Origin of the sequence: Bradyrhizobium lablabi, from assembly GCF_001440475.1 — a bacterium.
Lineage (GTDB): Bacteria > Pseudomonadota > Alphaproteobacteria > Rhizobiales > Xanthobacteraceae > Bradyrhizobium > Bradyrhizobium lablabi.
In genome coordinates, this window is record NZ_LLYB01000093.1 from 17,259 (window position 1) to 41,794 (window position 24,536).

The window sequence follows — 24,536 nt, forward strand, 5'->3', positions numbered from 1 at the left end:
GCTGCCGGGTGCTTATTTCGGCAGCAAAGCCCCGTGACTTCAATGCGTTGCTTGCGCAAAGTACGGGGACAGGCGAGGGGAAGTCATGAGCGAGATCGTCACGGCGGGTATTCTGGTCATTGGCGACGAGATCCTGTCCGGCCGGACCAAGGACAAGAACATCGGCTTTATCGCCGAATACCTGACCAATATCGGCATCGACCTGCGGGAAGTCCGTGTCGTCGCCGACGACGAAGCCGATATCATCGCCGCCCTTGATGCACTGCGGCATCGCTACGACTACGTCTTCACGACCGGCGGCATCGGTCCCACCCACGACGACATCACCGCCGACAGCGTCGCGAAAGCGTTCGGCGTCGGCATCGACCACCATCCGGAGGTCGTGGCGCGCTTCCGCGATCGCTGGAGCGAGCAGGACCTGAACGAGGCCCGGCTGCGCATGGCCCGCGTGCCCGACGGCGCCGAGCTGATCCAGAGTGCGACGATCCTCGCGCCCGGCTTCAAGCTCGGCAACGTCATCGTGATGGCCGGCATTCCCTCGATCATGCAGGCGATGATGGATATCGTCGCGCCCAAGCTGAAGTCGGGCGTGCGGATGCTCTCGGACTCGGTCCGCGCCAATGCGCGGGAAGGCGATATCGGCGGGCCGCTGCGGGACATCGCCAATGCCCATCCCGACACCATCATCGGCAGCTATCCGTTCATGGACGAGGACAAGAAGCCGAACACCAATCTCGTGGTCCGCTCCCGCGATCCCGAAAAGCTCAATGCCGCGATGACCGCGGTGAAGCAGATGCTGGCGGGATTGAACGTCGCCCGGTAAGCGCGGGAACGAATTCGGAAGATACAAGGAGAGGATAATGGCGCCGGATACTCCGGAACTGAGCGCGCAGGAGCGCGCGGGCAAGGCGTTTCCGGTCTCATGGGATCAGTTTCACCGGGATTGCCGGGCGTTGACCTGGCGGCTCAACGAGGTCGGGCCGTTTCACGCGGTGATTGCCATCACCCGCGGTGGACTCGTGCCGGCAGCGATCGTCGCGCGCGAACTCGGCGTGCGCGTGATCGATACCGTCTGCATCGCGAGCTACGACCACGACAAGCAGGGCGACCTGAAAGTGCTGAAGAGCATTTCCGCGGAAACCGCGAAGCTCGGCGGCGGCACCGGCAAGGGGCTGTTGATCGTCGATGATCTCGTCGACACCGGCAAGACCGGACGGCTGGTCCGCGACATGATGCCGGACGCGCATTTCGCCACCGTCTACGCCAAGCCGAAAGGCAAGCCGCTGGTCGACACCTTCATCACCGAAGTGTCGCAGGACACCTGGATCTTCTTCCCCTGGGACACCGCGCTGTCGTTCCAGCCGCCGATCCGTGACGGCGCGGCGTGATCAGGATGGGATAATGGGGCATGAGCGGACGGTGGGTTGGCATTTGGCCGATAAGGTTCGCTCTGGTCGCGGTGCTTACGGCGCTGTCCGGATTGGCCGAGGTCCGTGCTCAGACCGCCACTTTAGTCCCCGGCACTGATGCGGCCCTGATCGATGACATCGTGACCGGCAGCCGGGTGCTCGCCGATTTCGGCGTTCTCGACGGTTTCGGCCATGTCAGTGCCCGCCATCCCGCCAATCCCAGTCGCTTCCTGATGTCGCGCTCGCTGGCGCCCGCGCTGGTCGCGGCCGACGACATCATGGAATTCGATCTCGACGGCAATGCCGTTGATGCGCGGGGGCGATCCCTGTTCCTGGAGCGCTTCATTCACAGCGAAATCTACCGGGCGCGGCCGGACGTCATGTCTGTCGTCCACACCCATTCACCCGGCGTCATTCCATACACGATCAGCCAGGTGCCGTTGCGCGCGGTATTTCACAACGCGGCGTTCCTCGCGGCTGGCGCACCGGTATGGGATATAAGAAAGGGTTTCGGCGAGACCGACATGCTGGTCCGCAACGCGGCGATCGGCAAGGATTTGGCGCTGACGCTCGGCGACAGGCCGGTGGTTTTGATGCGCGGCCATGGTGACGTGGCCGTCGGACCGTCGGTCAAACTGGCGGTTTTCCGCGCCTACTACACCGACGTCAATGCTAGGCTGCAGTCGCAGGCGATCGCGCTCGGTGGCGAGGCGAACTATCTGACGCCGGGAGAAGGCGCCAAAGCCGACGCGGTGAATCTGGCGATCGTCGACCGCATCTGGAACCTGTGGAAGATGCGCGCCTCGACGTCGCCGGCAAAGTAGCTCAGCCACATGCCGCTGCAAAACCGTGTCACGCCCACGGGCGACATCATCGCGACGCCGCACCGCGGCATGTTCACCGGCAATCGCGGCATCATCCACGATCCCGCGACAAAGACGCTGTTGAAAAAGCGCTGGTCGAGCCCGGCGTGGATCACCTGCGTCTGCGAATTCCGGGGCTGGCGGCGCAAGGTGATGGGCGGCCGTAGCTGGACCGAGCTGTTCTTTCTCGATGAAGCGACCGCATTCGCGGCCGGCCACCGCCCATGCTTCTTCTGCCGCCGCGACGATGCCAACCGTTTTCGCGCCGCGTGGGAGGAGGGGAATGGCGTTTCGGATATCCGCGCGCGGGAGATGGACGCCGTGTTGCATCGGGAGCGGCTCGAGCGTGGCAGCAAGCGGCTGCATCCGCTGCGGGCACCGGTGACGCAATTGCCCGACGGCGCGATGGTGCAGCAGGGCGAAGAGTCTTTTTTGATCGTGCAGGGCAGGGCGCTGCGATGGTCGATGGCTGGCTATCACAAGACGCACGCCGCACTCGACGACGCGCTGCTGCTGACGCCACCGTCAACGCTGCAGGCACTCAACGCCGGATATCGTCCGGTGCTGCATCCGAGTGCGACGAGCTAAAGATTTTACTCCGTCATTGCCTGCGACAAACGCGAAGCGTTTGCGCAAAGGGAGCGCAGCGACGAAGCAATCCATACCTCCGCTGCGGGACAATGGATTGCTTCGCTTCGCTCGCAATGACGGGGTTGTCACCCCAACCTCTCCCTCGCCAGCTTCGCGCCCGCGCCCAGCGCCGCCAGCTTCGCCTCCGCGATATCCCGCCGCATCGGCGCCATGCCGCAATTGGTGGTGGCGACAATGTTGCTGAGCGGCACGAATTTCGAGACCGCCTCGATCACCTTCACGACGTCCTCGGCGGTCTCCACCGTGTCGCTGGCGACGTCGATCACGCCGGCCTGGATCACCTTGCCGGGGAGCAGCGCCAGCAGATCCAGCGGCACCTTCGAATTGCGGCACTCAATCGCCACCTGCTGGATCGGGCTTTTTTCGATCGCCGGGAAAATGTCCTCATATTGCCGCCACTCGTTACCCAGCGTCTGCTTCCAGTCGGTGTTGGCCTTGATGCCGTAGCCGTAGCAGATGTGGACGGCGGTGGTGCATGTCAGCCCCTCGGCGGCGCGCTCCAGCGCTCTTATGCCCCAGTCGGAGACCTCGTCCATGAAGACGTTGAAGGCGGGCTCGTCGAACTGGATCACATCGACGCCGTCGGCCTGCAATGCCTTGGCCTCGTTGTTGAGCAGTTCGGCGAAGGCGAACGCCATCTTGACCTTGTCACCGTAGTATTTGTCAGCGACGGTGTCGGTGATGGTCATCGGGCCGGGCAGGGTGAATTTCAGCTTGCGCGTGGTGTGGGTGCGGGCGACGCGGGCCTCATCCGCATGGACGCGGCCCTTTAGCGTCAGTGGTGCTGTCACCTGCGGCACCATCGCCTTGTAGCGGTCTTTACGGATGCCCATCTCGACCTTGTGGGCGAAATCGATGCCCTCGACCTTCTCCAGAAAGCCATGGACGAAATGCTGGCGCGCCTGCTCGCCCTCGGTGACGATATCGACGCCGGCATCCTCCTGCAGTTTGACCGCCAGCATGGTGGCGTCGCGCTTGGCGCGGACGAGTTCGTCGCCTTTCGACTTCCAGGGCGCCCACAGCATATTGGGCTCGGCCAGCCATTCCGGCTTGGGCAAGGAGCCTGCGATCGTGGTTGGAAACAGCATAGGGGCCTCCCATCAGTACTGATTGAGCGCCTGTCTGCCATGTCTTAAGATCGAGGTACAGAACAACAAAAGTCGCCTTCGCGGGGAATATTCCCCGGTATCGGCAGCCAGGGGAGCCATGATCGACCTGCATTACGCGCCTACGCCGAACGGCTGGAAAATCTCGATCATGCTGGAGGAACTCGGGCTTCCCTACCAGGTCATCCCGGTCAACATCCGCGCCGGCGAGCAGTTCAGGCCGGAATTTCTGGCGATCAGCCCGAATAACCGCATTCCGGCCATCGTGGACCACGAACCCGCCGACGGGCAGGGGCCGCTTTCGGTGTTCGAGACCGGCGCCATCCTGATCTACCTCGCCGACAAGACCGGACGCTTCCTGCCAAAGGAGACGCGGGCGCGATCCCAGGTGACGCAATGGCTGATGTGGCAGATGAGTGGGCTGGGGCCCATGCTCGGCCAACACGGCCATTTCGCGCTCTATGCGGCAGAGAAGATCCCGTACGCGATCGACCGCTACCGCGACGAGGCGGCGCGGCTTTATGGCGTGCTCGACCGCCAACTCGGCAAAACCGGCGCCTATGTCGCGGGCGACTACTCGATCGCCGACATCGCCTGCTTCCCCTGGAGCATGACCCACAAGGCGCAGGGTTTTACCCTCGACGATTACCCGAACGTCAGGCGCTGGTACGCGGAAGTGCGTGCACGGCCGCAGGTGCAGGCGGGGCTGGCAATCGGCAAGTTCGTGAAGGAGCCGTTCGACGAGGAGGCGCGGCGAAACATGTTCGGTGCGCGCGCAAAGGAGATGGCGGGGAGGAAGTAATTGTAAGCCCCTCATGGTGAGGAGGCGCGCAGCGCCGTCTCGAACCATGAGGCCACAGACGGGCCTTCATCCTTCGAGACGCGCGCGTTGCGCGCTCCTCAGGATGAGGATCAACACAAAAGGAAACCCCATGCTCGAATTCTTCTTCGACTGTTCCAGTCCTTGGACCTATCTCGCCTTCCACAACATCCAGCCGCTGGCGAAAGAGCTCGGCGTCGAGATCAGTTGGCGGCCGATCCTGGTCGGCGGCATCTTCAACACCGTCAATCCGAGCGTCTACGCGCAGCGTGAGACGCCGGTGCCGTTGAAGGCGCGCTACATGAAGAAGGATCTCGCCGACTGGGCACGCTCGGCGGGCGTTGCGATCAAGATGCCGCCAACGGTGTTTCCAGTGAACAGCGTCAAGGCGATGCGCGGCTGCATCTGGCTCGGCAACAAGGATATGGTGCCGTTCGCCACCGCCGTGTTCGAGGCCTATTGGGGCGCCGACAAGGACATCTCGCAAGACTCCGTGCTGACGGAGATCTGCAAGAAGGTCGGCATCGACCACGTCAAGTTCTTCGAAGGGATCGGCCAGCAGGCGATCAAGGACCAGCTCAAGGCCAACACGGATGAAGTGATGGCGCGCGGTGGCTTTGGCTCGCCGACGATCTTTGTCGACAAGACCGACATGTATTTCGGCAACGACCGGATGCCGCTGATCCGCGAAGCGCTGGAGCGCGTGAAAGCGCGGGCCGCCTGATGCCGAGGGCTGTCGTCTGCCGCGAGCTCGGTCCGCCCGAGAGCCTGCGGCTGGAAACATTTGATGCAGTACCCTTGGCTCCCGGACAGGTGCGCGTCGCCATCCGCGCCGCCGGGTTGAATTTTCCCGACGTGCTGATGGCCGCGGGCGAATATCAGCTCAAGCCGCCGCTGCCGTTTACACCGGGCATGGAAGCCGCCGGCGATGTCGTCGAGGTCAACCAAGCCGCGGGCATTGCGGTTGGCGACAAGGTGATCGTCAAGATGCGCCACGGCGCCTATTCCGATGAAGCCGTCGCCGCGCCCTCGCAGCTCGTCAAACTACCGTCGACCTTCGACTATGCCGAGGGCGCGACGTTCCTGGCCGGCCATGGCACGGCCTATCACGCGCTGATCGATCGCGGCCGGCTCCAGCCGGGCGAGGTGTTGCTGGTGCACGGCGCCGGCGGTGGCGTCGGGCTGGCCGCCGTCGAGATCGGAAAGATGCTAGGCGCGACCGTGATCGCGACGGCGTCAAGCGACGAGAAGCTCGAGATTGCGAAGGAGCGAGGCGCCGATCACCTCATCCGCTACGACCGCGAGCCGTTCCGTGACGCCGTCAAGCGCATCACCGACGGGCAGGGCGCCGACGTGGTGTTCGATCCCGTCGGCGGCGAGGTGTTCGAGAACTCGATGCGCTGCATCAACTGGGGAGCGCGGCTGCTCATCATCGGGTTCACCGGCGGCATCGGGCTCGCAAAAACCAATTTGCTGATGATCAAGGGCGCCAGCGTGCTCGGCGTCCGCGCCGGCGAAGCGGTGCGGCGAAATCCCGCGCTCGGCGAGGTCAGGATCAAGGCGCTGACGGGATGGGCGGAGGCTGGAAAGGTCCGCCCCAACGTCTCGCACCGCCTGCCGCTGGAAGACTATGCGAGAGCGATGCGGCTGTTGATCGATCGCAAGGCGATTGGGCGTGTGGCGCTGGTGATGGAGTAGTTTCCTTGTCATGCCCCGCGAAGGCGGGGCATCCAGAACTCGTAGGGTGGGCAAAGGCGCACTTGCGCCGTGCCCACCATTTTCGCGGAGATGGTGGGCACGCTTCGCTTTGCCCACCCTTGTAATAGCGCAATCGGCTATCGTTGGTCTGTTCCGNNNNTGAGGAATGACCTGCCGCGGCTGCAACCCGCGGCAGGCCGCTNCGTTCACTTATACTCGCGCTCCTGCCACCACGGGAAATAATCGGGCATGTCGCTCGACACCTTGTTCTTGAACTCGGCCGGGCGCTTTTCCAGGAACGACACCACGCCTTCCTTGACGTCCTCCGAGCGGCCGCGGGCGTAGATGCCGCGGCTGTCGACCTTGTGGGCTTCCATCGGATCGTCGGCGCCCATCATGCGCCACATCATCTGCCGGATCAGCGCCACCGATACCGGTGCGGTCTTGGCGGCGAATTCTTTTGCCAGCGCACGCGCGGTCGGCAACAGGTCGTCCGGCGGCACCACCTTGCTGACGAGGCGGCCGGCGAGTGCTTCCTGCGCCGGGAAGACGCGGCCCGAATAGCACCATTCCAGCGCCTGCGAGATGCCGACGATGCGCGGCAAAAACCAGCTCGAGGCGGCCTCGGGGACGATGCCGCGCTGGGAGAATACGAAGCCGAAGCGCGCGGCTTCGCTTGCAATGCGGATATCCATCGCGAGCTGCATGGTGACGCCGATGCCGACGGCGGGCCCGTTCACCGCCGCGATCACAGGCTTCAGGCATTTGAAGATGCGCAGCGTCACCTGGCCGCCACCGTCGCGCACCATGGGATCGCTGTAGTCCACCGCGCCGCTGGCGAGCCGCTTCACCGGGCCGCGTCGCGCGTCGCGGTCGAACGTGTTGGCGCCGGAGGAAAGATCGGCGCCGGCGCAGAAGCCGCGGCCCGCGCCGGTGACGATGATGGCGCGGACATTGTCGTCCTTGTCGGCGGCGTCGAAGGCGTCGATCAGTTCCTGCTGCATCGTGCCGTTGAAGGCGTTGAGCTTGTCGGGCCGGTTCAGCGTGATGGTGAGAATCTGCTCGTCGACCTCGTACTTGATGGTCTCGTACGCCATGGGTGCGGTTCCTCGCGTGATACTTATTGTTGATGTTCATCTTGTCATTACCGGGCTTGACCCGGCAATCCATCTTTTATGAAGACGATGGATGCGCGGGGCAGGCCCGCGCATGACAATCCCGCATGTCCCTGCAGGTCTTGCGTTTAGTTCTTCGGTGGCGTCGGCCACGGCTTCTGCGGACCGCGCAGGGCCTCGAAGGCCTTGGCCATGCCGAGCACGCCGAGATCGTCGAAGCGCCGGCCGATGATTTGCACGCCGATCGGAAAACCCTTGGTGTCGTAACCACCATTGATCGAGAGCGCCGGGTTCTCCGCCATATTCCACGGCACGGTATAGGCAATGTGCTCGAACGGTTTATCCGGATCGTTGATGGGGGCAGCAAACTCGGCCGGGAAGTTCACCACCGGCGATACCGGCGAAATCACGTAGTCGAATTCGCAGAACAGTTTTGCAGCCGCGGCGCGGATCGCCATGGTGGCGTTGAAACCCCTGACGACGTCCACGCCGGAAAGCTTTGCACCGGCTTCCGCCCATTTGTGGATATAGGGCAGCGTCTTGCCGCGCTCCTCGGGCGACAATTTTGACAGATCGTCCCACAACCGCGCCCGCCAGAAATCGTCGAGCCCGTCGAGCATCTCGCGGGTCAGGATGCCGTTGACTTCAGTGACGATAGCGCCGGCGGATTCGAACGCCTTGGCCGCGTTGACAACAACGTTTCGCACGTCACCTTCCAGCGGTTGCCCGGCGCCGGCATCGAGCATCAGGCCGATCCGGACCTTGCGCGGCGACTTGTCGTGCGCCCGCCAGTTGATGGTATCCGCCGGCAGGCTCATGCCGTCGCGACGATCCGGCTTCGACAGCACGCACATCATCAGCGCGGCATCGTCGACGGTGCGGGTCATGGGGCCGGCGACCCGGCCGACATAGGGCGGATCGATCGGAACGCGCCCGAGACTCGGTTTCAGCGCGACCAGACCGCACCATGAAGCCGGCAGCCGCACCGAGCCGCCGATGTCGGTGCCGAGGTGCAGCGGGCCGTAACCGGCCGCGCCCGCCGCGCCCGCGCCGGAAGAGGACCCGCCGGGATTCTTGGTCAAATCCCAGGGATTGCGGGTGAGGGGATGGAAGCTGGAGAGTCCCGACGACAGCATGCCGTAATCCGGCATCGTCGTTTTGGCGAACATGATCGCGCCGGCTTCGCGTAAGCGCGCCGCGGGCGGTGCGTCCTTCTCCGCCGCCACCAGCTTCACGCTGGCCGATCCCAGCGGTATCGGCTGGCCCTTGGTGGCGATATTGTCCTTGATCGTCACCGGCACGCCGTCGAGCGTGCTCACCGGCTCGCCCTTCTGCCAGCGGTCGGTCGAAGCTTTCGCGACCGCGCGTGCGCCATCGGGATCGAACAGATACAGCGCCTTGATGTGCGGCTCCCACGCCGCGACATGCTCGATCACTTCCTCCAGCACTTCCGAAGGCGAGAACTGCTTGGCGCGATAACCTGCGATCAGGTCGATGGCGGAAAGGTCATGCAGCGAGGTGACCTCTTCCTCGGGGGCTGCGTTCTGCATGCTAACCTGCCGGCAAACGGGTTTCGATGATGCGGGCGAACATGCTGGCGCCGATCGGCAGGATCTTGTCGTCGAGCACAAAGCCGGGATTGTGCACGGGCACCGAGCCATCGTGGCCGATCCAGAAATAGGCGCCGGGCACCGCCTGCATCATGTCGGCGAAATCCTCGCTGCCCATCTTCGGGGCCGAACGCGTCAACACGTTGGCCGGATCGACCACGGTCTTGGCCACGGCTTCGACCACCCTGGACTGTTCCTCCTCATTGATGAGGACGCTGAACGTATCTTTGATATCGGCGGTGATTTCGCAGTCGAATGTCGCGGCAATGCCGGCGCAGATCGCACGCATGCGGTCGCGGATCAGCGCGCGCACGCCGTCGTCGAACGCGCGCACCGTGCCGCCGAGCCTGGCCTCGCCGGGGATCACGTTGTTGGCGGAGCCGGCATGGATCTGCGTCACCGACAGCACCGCCGACTTCAAGGGATCGACGTTGCGGCTGACGATGGTCTGCAGCGCCTGCGCCAGCGTGGTCGCGATCACCACCGCGTCCTTGGAGCGCTCGGGCATCGCGCCATGTGCGCCGTAGCCCTGGATGGTGATGTCGAAGAAGTCGGCGCCCGCCATCGCCGGTCCCGGCAGGATCGCGATCTCGCCGTGGTTCAGGTCCGGCGCGTTGTGTAGCCCGTAGATCTCATCGCACGGAAACTTCTGGAACAGGCCGTCCTTGATCATGGCGCGGGCGCCGCCAAGGCCTTCCTCGGCGGGCTGGAAGATGAAGTGCACGGTGCCGTCGAAATTCTTCGTCTCCGCCAGATAGCGCGCGGTGCCGAGCAGCATGGTGGTGTGGCCGTCATGGCCGCAGCCGTGAAACCGGCCCGGAATGGTCGAGCGCCATTTCAGGTTGGTATTTTCCTCCATCGGCAGCGCGTCCATGTCGGCGCGCAACCCGATGCGCTTGCCGCCATTGCCCTTGCCCTTGAGGATGCCGATCACGCCGGTGCCGCCGAGGCCCCGATGCACCTCGATGCCCCAACCCTTCAGCTTTTCGGCGACGATGCCGGAGGTGCGGACTTCCTCGAAGCCGATCTCGGGATGGGCATGCAGATCGCGGCGGATGGCGGTGAGTTCGTCGGCAAAGCCGTCGATGCGTTCAATGGTAGGCATGTCTGTTATCCCGTAACTGAAGATTTGGATTGGACGGATGGCGTGAAGGCAGGGCCGTTCGGCTTGATGCGGATGCCCGGACGCAGCCGCGTCCAGGGCAGGGCCGCGGTATCGGCCGGCATCGCGCCGGGCGCGGCACAGATCAGGAGCTTTTCGGCGATCGGTTCGAAATCGGCGCGGAAATGCACCGAGCTCTTGTTGACCAGGATTTTCTGTTCGGTCGGCTCGATGCCGACATAGCGGTACATCGATTGGTCCGCAAGCTGCGCCTTGTAGGAGCCGACGACGATACGAACATCTCCGATGCGCAGGCAGGCCGATGGTCCCATATCCATGTCGCGACCGCCGTAATAGGGGCCGGATGCCACGAACTGTCCGTCTGACAGTTTCTCGACGACGAAAGTTTCCCTGTAAGGCGCGTCGCCTGATATGCCCGACTTGCCACCCAGCGAAAGCGTGACCGTGACGCCGACGCCGGCTGCGTGCGCCGCCTTGGCCGACTCCGGATCGTAGATCACGCCGGTGGCACCGGACGCCTTGTTGCGCACGAGCGCGCGCAGCATCCCCGTGGTGTCGGAATCGCCGCCGGCGCCGGGATTGTCCTGGGTATCGGCAATAATGATCGGCCTTGTGGCCGATTTCGACAGCTCCATCGCGAGGCGCACGCCGTCATCGGGCGAATAGATGCGGCCGTCGAAATCATCCTCGTGGCTCTCGACCAGCGCGACGATCCTGTCGGCGGCGGCATCGGCGTCGGCCTGCGTCCGGCCATAGGCAAACACGCTCGGCCCGCAATGAGGGAAATCTGCCGCCGGAAAGCCCGGCGCAAAGGACAGCGTCGGCACCGCGTCGCCTTCGAGCGCCGCGAGCTTTTCATAGATGCCCCTGGTAGGCTGGTCGTTGGTGCACTGCCAGGAAATCGCGATCAGGAACGGCAGTTGCCGGAAGGCTTTTGCAAAGCGATGCTTCGTCTGCAGCAACAGCGCGAGGTGCCTTGCACAGGCGCGGCCGGTGTCGGCCATGTCGACGTGGGGGTAGGTGCGGTAGGCAATGAGTGCATCCGCGTGCTCAATCATCTCGGGCGAGACGTTGGCGTGAAGGTCGAGGCTGGCGACCAGCGGCAGATCCGGGCCTATCACCTTGCGAACGCGGGCGAGGATCTCGCCTTCACCGTCGTCGTGCTGCTCGGTCACCATGGCGCCGTGCAGATCGAGATAGACGGCGTCGATCGGCCCCGCGTTGGCGATGCCGTCGACCAACTCCTTCATGACGCGTTCGAAGGCATCGGTCGTGACATGCGCCGAGGGGCTGGCGGCGGCGGCGATGGTCGGGACCAGTTCCCAGCCATTGGCCTCAGCCGTTTCGATGAAGCCGGCAAGGCCGACATTGATCTTGCGCATCACCTTCAGCACATCGGGCCCGTGCGTCATCGAGGGCCAGCCGCCGCCATGAACGAAATCGGCATAGGTCGCCTTGGTCGGCGCGAAGGTGTTGGTCTCGTGCAGGAAGCCGCCGACGGCGATGCGGGTCATATGTCTCAGCCAGTATTTTTCGTTGGGGGACGTTAAGCGGGAGATCGTGGCAAGTGCAAGCCGGGGAGCAATTCCGTTTTGCATGCCGCGTGGGCGTTAGAATTTGGCTTGCGCCGGGGCCAACCCCGTCATTGCGAGGAGCCAACGGGTCGGCGCGAAGCGCCGCCCGATGACAGGNCAGCAACCCATCTATCCTCGCGCGGGGAGGTGGATTGCTTCGCTTCGCTCGCAATGACGCGGAGAGGCAGTCGCTATTCAGCCGCTACTTCCACCGGCCGGAAATTGGCGAAATCCCAGCCCCGGCCGGGCGCGGCATCGAGCAGCGCCTTGGTATAGGCCTGTTGCGGATGGGTCAGCACCTCTGCCGCGGGCCCCTGTTCCACAATCCGGCCATGCTGCATCACAGCGACGTCGTCGCAGATTTGCGCCGCAACGCGAAGATCGTGGGTGATGAACAGGAGCGCGATGCCGAGCCGTTTCTGGATTTCGTCGAGCAGTTCGAGCACCTGCGCCTGCACCGAGACGTCGAGGGCCGAGACCGCTTCGTCCGCGACCAGAACGTCGGGGTCGAGCGCGAGCGCGCGCGCAATCGCGATGCGCTGGCGCTGGCCGCCGGAGAATTGATGCGGATAACGCGAGACCGCATCCGCCGGCAGATCGACCAGCTCGAGCAGTTCGCGCGCTTTCGCCAGCGCCTCTGCACGCGGCATGCCGTAATTGATCGGGCCCTCGGCGATGGTCTCGCCAACCGTGACGCGCGGATTGAGCGAACGATACGGGTCCTGGAAGATGATCTGGATCTTCTTGCGGTGTGGCTGCAGGAGGCGCCGCGACAGGTCGGAGATCTCGCGCCCCGCAAGGCGAACGCCGCCCGAAGTCGGATCGATCAGGCGGACGATGCAGCGCGCCACCGTGGATTTGCCGGAACCGCTTTCGCCGACGATGCCGAGCGTGCGGCCCTTGCGCAGGGTGATAGTGACGTCCTTGGCCGCGGCGACCTCGCGCGCCTTTCCGAGGAACGAGCGCTCGCGATAGATCTTGCTGAGCTCGTTGGCTTCCAGCACGACCGGTTCGTTGGTCTCCGCCCGCGGCGCCCGCGGCACCAGGCTCGGCACCGAGGAGAGCAGGTTGCGGGTGTATTCCATCGCCGGCGTGCGCAGGATGCTATCGAGCGTGCCGGTCTCGACCAGCCGGCCGTAGCGCATCACCGCGACGCGGTCGGCAATTTCCGCGACCACGCCCATGTCATGGGTGATGAAGAGGACCGCGGTGCCGTGATCGCGCTGCAGGTCGCGGATCAAGGTGAGGATCTGCTTCTGCGTGGTGACGTCGAGCGCCGTGGTCGGCTCGTCCGCGATCAGGAGTTTGGGTTCGAGCACCAGCGCCATCGCAATCATGATGCGCTGGCGCTGTCCGCCGGACAGCCGGTGCGGGTAGGAGGCAAAGATGCGCTCCACGTCGGGCAGTCGTACGTGCTCCATCATCGCCAGGATTTTCTGGCGGCGGGCGCGGGCGTCGAGATCGGTGTGGGCGCGCAGCACTTCGTCGATCTGCCGGCCGACCGGCACCACCGGATTGAGCGCCGTCATCGGCTCCTGAAAGATCATCGCCATTCGGGTGGCGCGGAGTTGCCGCAGGCGCTTGTCGGTGGCGGTCAAGAGCTCCTCGCCCACCAGCTTGACGCTGCCGCCCGAGGGCACCAGCGCGCCTTTCTGCAACAGGCCCATCACGGTCAGCGATGTCACGGACTTGCCGGAGCCGCTTTCGCCGACCACGCAGAGCGTCTCGCCCTCGCGGACCTGTAGGGAGACGCCGTCGATGATGCGCTGGCCGGACGGGTTCTTGCCGAGGCCGACGACGAGATTGTCGATATCGAGAACGATGTTTTTCATTTCAGTTCAGCCGTCATTGCGAGGAGCGGAGCGACGAAGCAATCCATTCTTTTCTTTGCGCGGCGAGATGGATTGCTTCGCTTCGCTCGCAATGACGGGGAGAGGTCGAATTCACTTTCCGGCCTCCCGCTGTTTCATGCGCGGATCGAGCGCGTCGCGGGCGGCGTCGCCGATCAGGTTGATGCTCAGGATGGCGATCGACAGCAACAGGCCGGGCCAGAAGATCAGCGACGGCTTGACCTGGAAGTAGGCGCGCCCCTCGGCCATGATGTTGCCCCAGGTCGGCGTTTCCGGGCTGATGCCGGCGCCGAGGAACGACAGGATTGCCTCGGTGAGGATGGCGGAAGCGCAGACATAGGTGCCTTGCACGATCAGTGGCGCCACCGTGTTCGGCATCAAATGCCGCCACATGATCTTGGGCAGGCTGGTGCCGACCGAGATGGCCGCCTCCACATACGGTTCCTCGCGCGCCGACAGCACGACCGAACGCACCAGCCGGGCTACGCGGGGAATTTCAGGAATGGTGATCGCGACCAGCACGGTCGTCAGGCTGGCGCCCGACAGCGAGACCACGGCAATAGCGAGCAGGATGGAGGGGATTGCCATCAGGCCATCCATCACCCGCATCATCACGGCGTCGACCCAGCGGAAGAAGCCGGAGACGAGCCCGATCAGAAGGCCGATGCCGATCGAGAAGACCGCGGCGCCAAGGCCGATCAACAGCGAAATCCGTGCGCCGTAGATGATGCGCGACAGTACGTCGCGGCCGTAGGCGTCGGTGCCGAGCAGGAATGTCGAGCTGGCCGGCTTCAGCCGTTGCGCCGGCAACAGCAATTGCGGGTCGTGCGGCGCGAGCAGGGGCGCGAGGATCGCCATCAGGATGATCAGCCCGAGGCAGATGGTCGCCACCGCGATGATCGGCGTTGCCGTGAGGAATCCCAGTTTAGGCCGGAACGGCGTGGTGACGGGGATTGACGGTTCGGGAAGGGTTTCGATCGCCATCGTGCCGAACCTCAGTAACGAATTCTTGGATCAAGAAGGGTGTAGGCGAGGTCGATCAACAGATTGACGGTGACATAGATGCCCGACGTCAAAAGGATCATCGCCTGAATCACCGGATAGTCGCGCGCCAGCACCGCATCGACGGTGAGGCGGCCGATGCCGGGCACGTTGAACACGCTCTCGGTAACAACGACGCCGGAAATCAGCAGCGCGAAGCCCGTTCCGATCACCGTGATGACGGGCACGGCGGCGTTGCGCAGTGCATGGCGCAGCAGCACGCCGGTCTCGCTGATACCTTTCGCCCGCGCGGTGCGGACGTAATCTTCACCCAGCACATCGAGCATCGCCGCCCGCGTCATGCGTGCGATCAGCGCGACGTAGATAAAGGAGAGCGTGCAGGTCGGCAGGATGATGCGCTCGAAGAACGGGCCGAAACCCGCCGTGATGCTGCGGAAACCCTGCACCGGCACCCAGCGCAGCTCGATGGCAAAGATCTGGATCAGGACGTAGCCGATCACGAATACCGGCACGGAGAAGCCGATGACCGACAGGCCCATCACGAAACGGTCGATCCAGGTGCCGTGCTTCCACGCCGCGATCACGCCAAGCGGCACGGCGACAATGACGGCCAGGATGATGGTGCAGAGCGCGATCGAGATCGACGGCTCGACGCGCTTGCTGATCATCGTCAGCACCGGCACGTTCGAAATCAGCGACATGCCGAGGTCACCCTGCAGCAGCTTGCCGATCCAGGTGAAGAACTGGGTGTAGAGCGGCTCGTTGAGGCCGAGCGAGGTGCGGATGCGCTCGAGCTGTTCGGGCGTCGCATTGTCGCCGGCCAAGATCGCGGCGGGATCGCCCGGCGTCAGCCGCAGCAGGAGAAACACAAACAGCGCGACCACGCCCATCACGGGAATGGCGGCGAGAATGCGGCGAAGCAGATATCCGAGCATCTTGATCCGTCAGTTGTGGGTGAATTGGGCAGCGCCGGCCTTGGAGCTGGTTTCCGCGCCACCAGCGTAGCATTTCAGCAAGTCCCGTGCCATTGCGCCTGCGTTTTTTGCGATGCAGCTAAGCGGTCGGGAAGGCTTTCAGCCGTCATTGCGCGGCGAAGCGACGAAGCAGTCCACTCCTCCTTTATGCGGGACCATGGATTGCTTCGCTTCGCTCCTCGCAACGATGGCTCACTCCAGCGTCGCCAAGAGACCCGCCATCAGCCGGCCGCGCTCGGCCAAACTATCCACTTCAATATGCTCGTTGAGCGTATGGGCGTCGGCGCCGCGGACGCCGAGGCCATCCAGTGTCGGGATGCCCATCGCGCCGGTGAAATTACCGTCAGAACCGCCGCCGGCGCTGCCATGGGGAAGCTCCTGGCCAAGCTGAGCCGCAATCCCGCGCGCTTTTTCATACAGCGCCATGGTGCCGGCGTCGTGTTCCCACACCGGGCGGGTCACGCCGCGCGTCACGGTGAAGTTCACGTCATTGCTGGTACCGGACAATGCCAGCATGCGTTCGACGCCGCGGTCGAGATCGGCCTGTCGCTTGGCCATGCTCAGCGCCTCGCCGGTGCAGGTGGTGGCGACGCAGTTGACCCATTGGCCGCCATGCACGATGCCGACCGAGAACGTGCAATCTTCGGTCGTCATGCCGTCGATCGCTATAATCTGGCGTGCCATCTCGCGGATCGCCGAGCGGCCCGATGAGAGCGTGGCGCCGGCATGGCTCGGCTTGCCGACGGCTTCGAGATTGAAGCGCGCAATCGCGTAGCGGCCGGTGACGACGCCGTTGTTGGGGCGTCCGGGCTCCGGCACCAGCACATATTTGTTGCGCGCCGCCTCCGCCTCGATGATGTCGCGGGTCGAGGGCGTGCCGACCTCTTCATCCGGTGTGAACAGCACCGTGATCGGCAGCGGTGTCGTGAACGCGGCGCGGGCCAGTTGCCGGATCGCTTCCAGCGAGAGGTAATTGCCGCCCTTCATGTCGAAGATGCCGGGGCCGAAGCACTTGCCGCCCTCGCGCCGCCATTTCAGTTTTTCGATGGTGCCGACGGGGTGGACAGTATCCATGTGGCCGGCGATCAGGATGCCGGGCTCGCCTTGCCGCGGGTGCGGAAAGCGGGCGCGGACGCAGCCGGCAAAACCCTGGCGGCCGGCGATGCGCTCGATGGTCGCACCCATGATCGCCATGTCGCGCGCGGCGAGGTCGAGCATGCGCTCGACGGCGCTCTTGTCCCAGGTTGGGCTTTCGCACTCCACCCAGCTACGCAGCCCCTGCAGCATGGCCTCGGAATCAAAGGGAAGATTGGCTGGGTTCATGGACTTCTCTTCGTTTCTTGATCTTGGTTTCAACTAATCGGGCACCGGCCTCGCCAACCTACGAGAATGATCTCGCGCGGATTTGTAAAGTGAAACATGAGCGCGCGTCCGCGGTATCCGCAGGGCGATGGCCGCCTCAAAGCGGATTGACGCGCCGCGCGCTTGATGCAAGTCTTCAAATAGTCAGGATTTACAGCGTGTTAGTTCGCCCAAATAACGAACCGCATGCATAATGAATCAGCGGACTTTGACCAGTTTCACGTCAGGAGAGATCGAATGTTCCCCATCATGCGTTGGAAACGTCCCACGATAGCGTCCGCATTGTCGGCGCTTGCGCTATCGGTAGCGGTGACGTCGCTAGCCCTGAGCTCGCAGGCTATGGCTGCCGGCAAGAAGACCATCACCGCCGTGATGCATTCCGACCTGCGTGTCATCGATCCCGGTTTCACCACCGCCTACATCACCCGCGATCATGGCTACATGGTCTACGACACGCTGTTGGCAACGGATTCCAGCTTCAAGGTCCAGCCGCAGATGGCCGATTGGAAAGTCAGCGACGACAAGCTGACTTACACATTCACGTTGCGTGACGGCCTGAAGTGGCATGACGGCCAGCCGGTGACGGCGGAAGATTGCGTCGCCTCGCTGAAGCGCTGGGGCCGCAACGATACGATGGGCCAGAAGCTGATGGATTTCGTCGCCAGCCTGGAGCCGATCGATGCCAAGAGCTTCGCGCTGAAACTGAAGGAGCCCTACGGCCTGGTGCTGGAGTCGATCGGTAAGCCGTCATCCTATACCCCGTTCATGATGCCGAAGCGGCTCGCAGAAACGCCTGCCGGCCAGCAGATCAAGGAGCAGGTCGGCTCTGGTCCGTTCAAATTCGTGCAGGCCGAATTCCAGCCGGGCGTGAAGGCCGTCTATGAAAAGAACGCGGACTACGTGCCGCGCAAGGAGGCGCCGAGCTGGACCGCCGGCGGCAAGGTCGTGAAGGTCGATCGCGTCGAATGGATCACGATGCCGGACGCGCAGACCGCGGTGAACGCGCTGCAGTCGGGCGATATCGACTTCATGGAAAACCTGCCGTTCGATTTGCTGCCGGTGCTGGAGGCGAACAAGGAGATCAAGGTCGACGTCCTCAACAAGTTCGGTTTCCAGACGCTGGGGCGAATGAACTTCCTCTATCCGCCCTTCGATAACGTCAAGGTTCGCCGCGCCGCTTTCATGGCGATGAAGCAGAAGGACGTGCTCGATGCGCTGGTCGGCAATGCCAAGTATCAAAAGATCTGCGGCGCGATCTTCATCTGCGACACCCCGCTGGAGAGCGATGCCGGCGCCGAGAGCCTGGTGAAGGGCAACGGCATGGCGGAGGCGAAGAAGCTGCTCGCCGAGTCCGGCTATGACGGCACGCCGGTCGTGGTCATGGCGCCCGGCGACGTCGTGACGCTGAAGGCGCAGCCGATCGTTGCGGCGCAATTGCTCCGTGAAGCCGGCTTCAAGGTCGACGTGCAGGCCACTGACTGGCAGACCGTCGTGACCCGCCGCGCCAGCCAGAAGCCGCCGAAGGAAGGTGGCTGGAACATGTTCTTCACCAACTGGGTTGCCGCCGACGTCTCCAATCCCGTCGCCAACGCTTCGGTCGGCGGTCGCGGCAAGAACGGTGGCTGGTTCGGCTGGGCCGAAGACGCCAAGATCGAAGAGCTCCGCGACAAGTTTGCGCGCTCCGCTTCGCTGGACGAGCAGAAGAAGATCGCTGCCGACATCCAGAAGCAGGCCTATGAACAGGTGATCTACATCCCGCTCGGCCAATATCTGATCCCGAGCGGCTGGCGCAAATCGCTCACCGGTGTCGTCGACGGCCCGGCAACGCCGGTGTTCTGGAACATCGACAAGAGCGAGTAGGCACCAGCTTCAATCGGACAACAAAAAGCGCGACGGAGGTTCGTCCTCCGTCGCGTTTTCGTTTTTTAGCAGTCCGCGTCAGCAGTGGCTGTCGCGCTCCAGTTCCGGTCCGTCGTTCAACAGCGGCGAGCGAACCTGTGGCTGTTGTGGCTGACGTACCTGGTTCCGGGCTGGCTTGCGGCTGGTTACGACGGGTTTATCCAAGGGTTGTTCGTTGGCCAATTTGTCGTGCTCCATTTTGTGCACGACAACATTCTTGCAGGCGTTGCGTTCCTTACACCGGATGCGCCGCGAGATGTTCCAGCATTAATTCGCATACACGTTCCGGCGCCTGATCCGCTGCAAAATGCCCGACGCCTGGCAGCACCTCGAAGCGGTAGGGCGCGGCGATGAAATCGACGGTGCCTTCGGCGGCGGCGCGGCCGACGGTGTCGTCGGCATCGCCCCAGATATAAAGTGTCGGCACGCGGATCGGTCCGAGCGGCCCGCGGATCGCGCCGCGCGCGCGATACCAGGCCAGCGCCGCTTCCATGGCGTCCTTGTTGCCGAGCACGGCGAGATGCCTTTCGATCGCCTCAGTGGGGACGCCGTTGGCGGCGAGACGCTCGCGCAGCCATCTGGCGTCGTCCGCGAGCACGATATCGGCGGCGTCCGGTTCCAGAAACGCCTTGTGATGCCTTGAGCGCTGCGCCTGCTCGCCATCGGTTTCCAGCGCGCGGTTGAACGCGTTCGGATGCGGCCGCGAGAGAATGGTGAGCGAGGCCAGTCGCTCATGGTGGCGGTCGGCGATACCCCAGGCGATGCTGCCACCCCAGTCATGGCCGGCGAGATGAAAGCGCGCCTCGCCATAGCCCGCGGCCGCCGCGATCGCCATTGCGTCGTCCATCAGGCGGTCGATCAGGTAATGCGAAAATTCGCGCGCATCGGGGCGCGCACCCGGCGAATAGCCGCGCTGGCTTGGTGCGATGGCGCGATAGCCCATGTCGCCGAGCGCCGTGACCTGCGCGCGCCAGCAATGCATCGATTCCGCAAAGCCGTGCAGCAGCAGCACCAGCGGCGCGCCGGGCGGGCCGGCCGTGATGGAATCGAAGACGAGATGTGGCGTGATGGCGATCTTTTCGCTGTCGGGCATGCGGCGATCCTGGACCGCCAATCGGGCCGATCCATGTCGGGGCCTATTTCAGCCGGGCGGGCGGAATTGTGCAAGCCGGGAAAAGTGCTGTATTGGAAGCCGCATCAGAGGCCCGAGAGGACGGAACGTTTGCATTATCTGAGGTCCATACTATTCGATGCCGCCGTGGTGATCCTGACGGTCGTCGTTGCATCGACGGCGCCGTTCATGGCGCTGTTCAACGCGAGCAGTGCGACAGTGCGTGCGGTCTCCCAGGTGTGGGCCAACGGCATCATGTTCCTGATGAAGCACGTGATCGGGCTGGACTATCGCGTCGAGGGGCGCGAGCACGTTCCCGACGGTCCCTGCATCATTGCCTGCAATCACCAATCGCTGTGGGAGACCGCAGCCCTCTGTGTGATCTTCCCCGACGCCAGCATCGTCGCCAAGAAGGAGCTGAGAAAGCTGCCGCTGGTGGGCTGGTTTCTCGAGCGCTATCCGATGATCCTGGTCGACCGCTCGGCAGGCCGGCATGCACTGCGCCAGATGGTCGATGAAGCCAAGCGTGCGGTTGGCGAGGGCCGCAAGGTGCTGCTGTTTCCGCAAGGCACACGGCAGGCGATCGACGAGCCCGTGAAGTTTCAGTCGGCCGGCATTTCCGCGCTCTACACCAATCTCGAGGTCCCCGTGGTGCCGGCGGCGTGCAATTCCGGGCTCTTTTGGGGCAAGAAGACCCTGATGATGCACTCCGGCACCATCACGCTGTCGTTCCTGCCGCCGATCGCGCCGGGCCTGCCGCGCAAGGAATTTCAGGACAAGATGGAGCGGATGATTGCGGAGGAGGCGAGCCGGTTGCTGACGGTGAGCGAGGCGAAGGTGCGCTAGCCTCCGGCAAAGTCAAACCGGCAGCAGTTCATTTCGTGCAATATCCATCCAATTCATCCCTCGCATCACCGCTGACGGGATCGGCAGTTATCGGTCTGGCTCAATCCTCTTCTTCTAAGAAGAAAGTGTATCCCCGCGGAGGACGAAGCCGCCTGAAGATCCAGCTCACACGGTGAACCTCCTCTGGGACAATTATCTCTTCTCCCATGGAACAGGCACGAATTTTCTCATCTTGACGGACCTGAGCAGCCGCGAGTTCAACCGCTCGCTGAGCGTCAGGTGCATCAACTACTCGCGTCGTAAAGAACCCAAATTTTGTAGCTTGTCCAACGTCCACAGATGGGCTGAGCTCTCCTGAGAGGGACGTGAATCCCTCTCCTTTGAGCAACACATAAAATCGCATTTCAGCGGGCTTCAACTTGCGGATAGCTTGCGCGGCGGCCCGCGAGCCAGCCGGCCATCGGAGCCAGGAACGCCAGGCACCAGATGAACTGTGAGATGCTCGGGGCGACGAAGGCCACGGCCGTGCCGAGCACGAATACGCCCAGCGGAAACACCGCCGTCGCCAGCAACTGCGGATTGCTCTGGCCGCGCAGCGCCAGGACCCACAATAGCGCGTTTAGCGCGGCGATCACGACCAGGTGGAATCCATATAGCACCGCGATCACGCCATCGATCCGATAGACGCCGTAGAGGCCGTTCGTCACCGGCAGGATGATGATCGAGAGCAGAAAAAACAGATTGAGAAACACCACGCCGCGGCCGCCTTCGGGCGCCACGGCAAGCCGCCGGTGATGGCTGAACCAGAACAGCCCGGCGACGATGAAGCTGATCGTCAGCGCGATGACGGGATGCGCGTAGACGTGTATCAGACCCATCCAGGTCGGCGCTTCCTTGAAACTGCTGGCTTTCGGCAGATCATAGGCGAGCAGCGTCATGGCAACGCCAAAGATGGTGTTGCTCAGCATCTCCAGCCGGCGCATTTCGAAAAGACCGATTTGCGGCAATGTAGTCCCCCCAGTCTCCCGAGTCCGTTCCCACCCGGTTCAAGCTATGCCTCGCAGGGCGTGGCTTGCCTAGCCGTAGCTCGCGGACACAAAGCCCGCCTTCGACTGTCGGCTTCGGCGCGGCAGCCTTCGCTCACTTCGCGAGCGAAGGCTGGTGCGGGCGGTGGGACTCGAACCCACACGACGTTGCCATCGAGGGATTTTAAGTCCTCTTGTCAAGCACTAAGCAGCTTGTTTTACTTAGCTTTTTCCACCTTGTTTTTAGCTTGTGCTAAAATCCGTGCTAAATGCGGCAAAACGATTGAAAAATGCCGCGCAGGCCGTCTGATCAAGTCTCAAACTGGGACAAAGTTTCGCTCTTGTCGCCAGTTCGGACGCCATGCCGAAGCTGCGTCCATCTAGGCAGATTCTTCTAAACGGATCGTTGTGATTCGCCAGGCCAAAAAGGCCACGCTGCGCTGCGGAGTTTCGGCGGAGAGGGAGGCCGCGTATTGTCACGGCTCATTGGAAATAAGCCTTTTGTAGCAGGCCAGCGAAGCCTGCGGCACCAATGCCGGGTCTCCGGCATTGGTGATGCCGAGCCACATGCGCCGGGTGCGGCGCGCGTCAAGGGCGGTTCTGCCGCTCGTCTTGACCCTTGACGCGCGACGCAGCCGGAGCCACCGCGTCTTAGTATGTGGCTGTTGCTCTGTCATCGTCGGCCACGCTTATTCATGCAGCAGCAGCTCTTCCCTTCGGGGACTTGTAAAAGCGAATCGCTAACCCACAATCCCAAGATCACGCGTACCGTTTCCCAAGAAGGGCTGCGGTCCTCGTCACGTCTTCCGGGCGTGACGGGAGACCTCCTTGGAGTAATGCATGCTGCGATTTGAGCCCCACAACGTCAAAGAGGATACGGTCACCAACTTCCTTCCCGAGGGATTCACTCTCGATGAAGGCCTGGATCTCACTGGGGTCCCGACCACGTTACTGCCCCGGCAGATGACCATCGACGGCGACCTAATCCTGCGGAAGACCAAGCTTACGGCCTTGCCGGAAGGGCTCTCCGTGTCGGGCGACCTCGACATCACAGATACGGCCATCACTGAACTGCCGCCTGACCTCAAGGTCGGTGGGAAGGTCATTGGCCTGGGCGTGAAATCATCGACCTGAAGCGAGAAGGAGCGCCGCGAGGCGCTCCTTTGCTATGCCGCCAGTTCCTTGCGGAAGACGTCGGGCGTGTCATCAAGTGGTTGACGGGCCTGTATCATTCACATCGTCCCAAATTCGGCCGGTCGCGATGGGGTCGATATTGTCGGCCTGGAGCAGGGCCCAGTCTTTCCATCGCGCGACACTTGCCGGGTCGGTGGACGCCGCAGGCATCGAAACCACTGAGGCCACAAAGGCTCTGATTGTCTGGGCGCGATGATAACTCTCGGCGCTATCGGTCAGGCGCTTTAGTCGGTCGGCCTCCAGTTTGATAAGACGCTCGCGCTCGGCCTTCTCCGCCGCCAACTTCTTTCGAATTTCTTCCTGCCGGATCTCCTCTCGGCGCCGAACGGCCTGCTCGTAGGCCCACACCTGATGCTCGCGATACTGGAGTTCGCCGGAGACAATGATTTCTGCGGCGATGGTGCTTAGCTGTGCCTCAAGCGACTGCTCGTCCGTATCCATCCACGAGATCCGCTCAAGTTCTGTTCCGGAGCCCTTGAAGATGCTGAATTTCAAGCGCTCCGTGTCCTTGCCGTCGGCTGTTCGTCGGCGGTTCGCTGCGCGCTCAAGACCAATGGATACAGATTGGTGGCCAACACCGACATAAATGGTGCGCGTTTCCCGACCCTGAACAGTCGCCCAGGAGTCGAGTCGACTCAAGCCGTAGAAGAGGCCCTGGAGGATTCGTAGTCGCCGTTTCTCAAGAGGCGTATCAAAGATTGCCGTGTGCCAGCTCGATTGAGCCGCCTGCCTGGCATCATCCTCCACCTGTCGACGAAAAGCTGCGTGAGGTGGCGACAGGCTCTTGGCAGCGAGGACCACGCCAAGATTGCGCGTAACCCGCTCCCGCACAGTTTCTATGGGTTCATCGAAGGCCGGTGCCACCGGCTCGTTTTCCTTCAACTGCCTTTCGTATTCGCGATAGTCCCATTGCCCGAACCTGAACTCGCCAGATATGCCGGGTGGTCGAGGAGGGAGCGGGATCGTTTTCACCTTCTGGCCTGCGTGTACCTTGTTCCAGTATCCTTGCGGTGGCAGGGGCACGAACGCCTTGACACAGTGTTTGCGCAATCCGTTGTCCGACATTCCAAATTTCTTGGATATGTCACGCATCGGTCCTGACCAGACCAGATCGTGCAGTTGTTGGCGTGTATAGGTTTGCATCTTCGACCTCCGGGGCTTTGGGAAAGCCAACCGGACTACTGTCGGAGGGGCAAGCTGGCACGGTTGTGAGTTAGGAGGATAACTATTTCAACAGGCAGACTTGCATGCTTCGGTATGTCGCTCCGCTATCGGTTGCTGGGTTTGCGTGAACAAAGCGCGAA

22 protein-coding genes are annotated in these 24,536 nt (G+C 63.1%); 10 read left to right on the top strand and 12 right to left on the bottom strand.

Going from position 1 to position 24,536, the window contains the following annotated elements; translation table 11 throughout:
- Positions 1–85 precede the first annotated feature (85 nt).
- From CQ14_RS26880 to CQ14_RS26895, 4 genes are read left to right on the top strand one after another with little or no spacing between them, the layout of a single operon-like run.
- Entirely contained in the window at positions 86–823 is a 738-nt protein-coding gene (locus CQ14_RS26880; RefSeq protein ID WP_057860848.1) for a competence/damage-inducible protein A, read from the top strand.
- Positions 824–860: 37 nt separating this feature from the next.
- Complete coding sequence (gene gpt, locus CQ14_RS26885) at positions 861–1,388, top strand: xanthine phosphoribosyltransferase (protein WP_057860849.1); 528 nt, start codon at positions 861–863, stop codon at positions 1,386–1,388.
- A gap of 20 nt (positions 1,389–1,408) precedes the next feature.
- Positions 1,409–2,233 (top strand): class II aldolase/adducin family protein, encoded by an 825-nt coding sequence (locus CQ14_RS26890; RefSeq protein ID WP_082650053.1) that lies wholly within the window; start codon positions 1,409–1,411, stop codon positions 2,231–2,233.
- 9 nt (positions 2,234–2,242) lie between these two features.
- Positions 2,243–2,860: a hypothetical protein gene (locus CQ14_RS26895; protein WP_057860850.1), complete on the top strand. Its 618-nt coding sequence runs from the start codon at positions 2,243–2,245 to the stop codon at positions 2,858–2,860.
- Positions 2,861–2,988: 128 nt separating this feature from the next.
- Here CQ14_RS26895 and CQ14_RS26900 read toward each other — a convergent pair whose 3' ends face one another.
- Positions 2,989–4,011 carry a methionine synthase gene (locus CQ14_RS26900; protein ID WP_057860851.1) on the bottom strand — a complete coding sequence of 341 codons (1,023 nt, stop codon included), beginning with the start codon at positions 4,009–4,011 and terminating at the stop codon, positions 2,989–2,991.
- 118 nt (positions 4,012–4,129) lie between these two features.
- On the opposite strand from CQ14_RS26900, the gene CQ14_RS26905 reads away from it, so the two are divergent.
- The 3 genes from CQ14_RS26905 (at position 4,130) to CQ14_RS26915 (ending at position 6,547) form a co-directional block, all read left to right on the top strand.
- Complete coding sequence (locus tag CQ14_RS26905) at positions 4,130–4,831, top strand: glutathione S-transferase N-terminal domain-containing protein (protein ID WP_057860852.1); 702 nt, start codon at positions 4,130–4,132, stop codon at positions 4,829–4,831.
- Positions 4,832–4,961: 130 nt separating this feature from the next.
- Entirely contained in the window at positions 4,962–5,573 is a 612-nt protein-coding gene (locus CQ14_RS26910; RefSeq protein WP_057860853.1) for a 2-hydroxychromene-2-carboxylate isomerase, read from the top strand.
- Positions 5,573–6,547 (top strand): NADPH:quinone oxidoreductase family protein, encoded by a 975-nt coding sequence (locus CQ14_RS26915; RefSeq protein ID WP_057860854.1) that lies wholly within the window; start codon positions 5,573–5,575, stop codon positions 6,545–6,547. Before CQ14_RS26910 ends, CQ14_RS26915 begins: the two co-directional genes overlap by 1 nt.
- 206 nt (positions 6,548–6,753) lie before the next feature.
- Here CQ14_RS26915 and CQ14_RS26920 read toward each other — a convergent pair whose 3' ends face one another.
- From CQ14_RS26920 to CQ14_RS26955, 8 genes are all read right to left on the bottom strand, one after another.
- Entirely contained in the window at positions 6,754–7,644 is an 891-nt protein-coding gene (locus tag CQ14_RS26920) for a crotonase/enoyl-CoA hydratase family protein (RefSeq protein WP_057860855.1), read from the bottom strand.
- 146 nt (positions 7,645–7,790) lie between these two features.
- A complete protein-coding gene (locus CQ14_RS26925; RefSeq protein ID WP_057860856.1) occupies positions 7,791–9,212 on the bottom strand; it encodes an amidase in 1,422 nt (473 codons plus the stop codon).
- Between the two features lies 1 nt (position 9,213).
- Entirely contained in the window at positions 9,214–10,377 is a 1,164-nt protein-coding gene (locus CQ14_RS26930; RefSeq protein ID WP_057860857.1) for a M20 aminoacylase family protein, read from the bottom strand.
- Between the two features lie 5 nt (positions 10,378–10,382).
- Entirely contained in the window at positions 10,383–11,909 is a 1,527-nt protein-coding gene (locus tag CQ14_RS26935) for a M81 family metallopeptidase (RefSeq protein WP_057860858.1), read from the bottom strand.
- A 251-nt stretch (positions 11,910–12,160) separates the two neighbouring features.
- Positions 12,161–13,801, bottom strand: a complete 1,641-nt coding sequence (locus CQ14_RS26940; RefSeq protein ID WP_057860859.1) for an ABC transporter ATP-binding protein — start codon at positions 13,799–13,801, stop codon at positions 12,161–12,163.
- Between the two features lie 111 nt (positions 13,802–13,912).
- The gene (locus tag CQ14_RS26945; RefSeq protein WP_057860860.1) at positions 13,913–14,803 is read right to left on the bottom strand and encodes an ABC transporter permease; all 891 of its coding nucleotides are present in this window, start codon (positions 14,801–14,803) and stop codon (positions 13,913–13,915) included.
- Between the two features lie 11 nt (positions 14,804–14,814).
- Positions 14,815–15,756 carry an ABC transporter permease gene (locus CQ14_RS26950; RefSeq protein WP_057833748.1) on the bottom strand — a complete coding sequence of 314 codons (942 nt, stop codon included), beginning with the start codon at positions 15,754–15,756 and terminating at the stop codon, positions 14,815–14,817.
- Between the two features lie 231 nt (positions 15,757–15,987).
- Positions 15,988–17,118 carry a M20/M25/M40 family metallo-hydrolase gene (locus CQ14_RS26955; RefSeq protein WP_057860861.1) on the bottom strand — a complete coding sequence of 377 codons (1,131 nt, stop codon included), beginning with the start codon at positions 17,116–17,118 and terminating at the stop codon, positions 15,988–15,990.
- Between the two features lie 276 nt (positions 17,119–17,394).
- On the opposite strand from CQ14_RS26955, the gene CQ14_RS26960 reads away from it, so the two are divergent.
- A complete protein-coding gene (locus CQ14_RS26960; RefSeq protein WP_057860862.1) occupies positions 17,395–19,017 on the top strand; it encodes an ABC transporter substrate-binding protein in 1,623 nt (540 codons plus the stop codon).
- A 274-nt stretch (positions 19,018–19,291) separates the two neighbouring features.
- Here the strand turns inward: CQ14_RS26960 and CQ14_RS26965 are convergent, their stop codons facing one another.
- The gene (locus tag CQ14_RS26965; protein WP_057860863.1) at positions 19,292–20,149 is read right to left on the bottom strand and encodes an alpha/beta fold hydrolase; all 858 of its coding nucleotides are present in this window, start codon (positions 20,147–20,149) and stop codon (positions 19,292–19,294) included.
- 129 nt (positions 20,150–20,278) lie between these two features.
- Between CQ14_RS26965 and CQ14_RS42580 the strand changes: the two genes are divergently transcribed.
- Entirely contained in the window at positions 20,279–21,013 is a 735-nt protein-coding gene (locus CQ14_RS42580) for a lysophospholipid acyltransferase family protein (RefSeq protein ID WP_057860875.1), read from the top strand.
- A 404-nt stretch (positions 21,014–21,417) separates the two neighbouring features.
- On the opposite strand, the gene CQ14_RS26975 is transcribed toward CQ14_RS42580, so the two are convergent.
- The gene (locus tag CQ14_RS26975) at positions 21,418–21,996 is read right to left on the bottom strand and encodes a TMEM175 family protein (protein ID WP_057860876.1); all 579 of its coding nucleotides are present in this window, start codon (positions 21,994–21,996) and stop codon (positions 21,418–21,420) included.
- A gap of 882 nt (positions 21,997–22,878) precedes the next feature.
- Here CQ14_RS26975 and CQ14_RS26980 point away from each other — a divergent pair.
- On the top strand, positions 22,879–23,172 hold the full coding sequence (locus tag CQ14_RS26980) for a hypothetical protein (RefSeq protein ID WP_057860864.1): 294 nt from the start codon (positions 22,879–22,881) through the stop codon (positions 23,170–23,172).
- Positions 23,173–23,244: 72 nt separating this feature from the next.
- Here the strand turns inward: CQ14_RS26980 and CQ14_RS26985 are convergent, their stop codons facing one another.
- Positions 23,245–24,375, bottom strand: coding sequence for a hypothetical protein (locus CQ14_RS26985; protein WP_156435468.1), 1,131 nt, complete (start codon positions 24,373–24,375; stop codon positions 23,245–23,247).
- Positions 24,376–24,536: the final 161 nt, after the last annotated feature.